The sequence below is a fragment of the Aequorivita vitellina genome (genome assembly GCF_022008365.1).
Lineage (GTDB): Bacteria > Bacteroidota > Bacteroidia > Flavobacteriales > Flavobacteriaceae > Aequorivita > Aequorivita vitellina.
Genome location: NZ_JAIRBA010000111.1, coordinates 1 through 784 on the forward strand (window position 1 = coordinate 1; position 784 = coordinate 784).

At 33.4% G+C, this 784-nt stretch carries 1 protein-coding gene; it reads right to left on the reverse strand.

Annotation, left to right across the window (positions count from 1 at the left end; all coding sequences use genetic code 11):
• A partial coding sequence (locus K8089_RS16205; protein WP_237604328.1) for an XRE family transcriptional regulator occupies positions 1-310 on the reverse strand: 310 nt, incomplete at its 3' end.
• Positions 311-784: the final 474 nt, after the last annotated feature.

Here is a 784-nt window from a genome sequence, read left to right on the forward strand (position 1 = left end):
AATTTATTTCCGAAAGTTCTTGTCCGATTTGATGAATTCCGCTCAAAATTTTCTCAGTCTGTTTGGCTGAAGGTTTTTTGTGCCCTTGTACATATCGTGATGGTAATGTAGCGTTCATCCCAATTTTCTCCGCCAGAAAATTAGCATTTATTACTTTATAAAATTTGAAAAACTGTTGAAAGTCGATTTCAAATGTGATGTCTCTATGATCTAATTTTACTGATTCTTCATCAAAATAAAATTCCGTTGCTTCATAAACGTTATTAATCAATTCCGAAATGGATTTTCCAGTTGTAATTTCTTTTTGCATTTGCCACACCCTACGTAAAAATATACCCTTGTATTTAATTCCATTATAAATGGCTCGACACTTATAATTTCAAATGCATCAATAATACATAACTGCCAATGACGGAATACGGTAACGTTGCGTAAATCTAAAAATTCTCCGTCGCTAAAGCTGTAGCAGACAATGGGAATATCAAATATAGCATTTAACAGTTTACAATGAATTTTGAACAATTGCTTGAGCTACCCCTTATATTTAAAGTGGCGTTGCTGAACCTATATACTCGGTTTCAGAAATGCAGCGCATTCACGACTACCAAAATATATAGTATTAAAGTAGGAGTAATTGTATTTTAGTTGACTATTCACAGGTTTCCCTTGCAAAAGACCCGGTTCGACATAGTTGTGAATTGCTTTCAGAAATGCAGCGCATTCACGACTACCAAAATATATAGTATTAAAGTAGGAGTAATTGTATTTTAGTTGACTATTCACA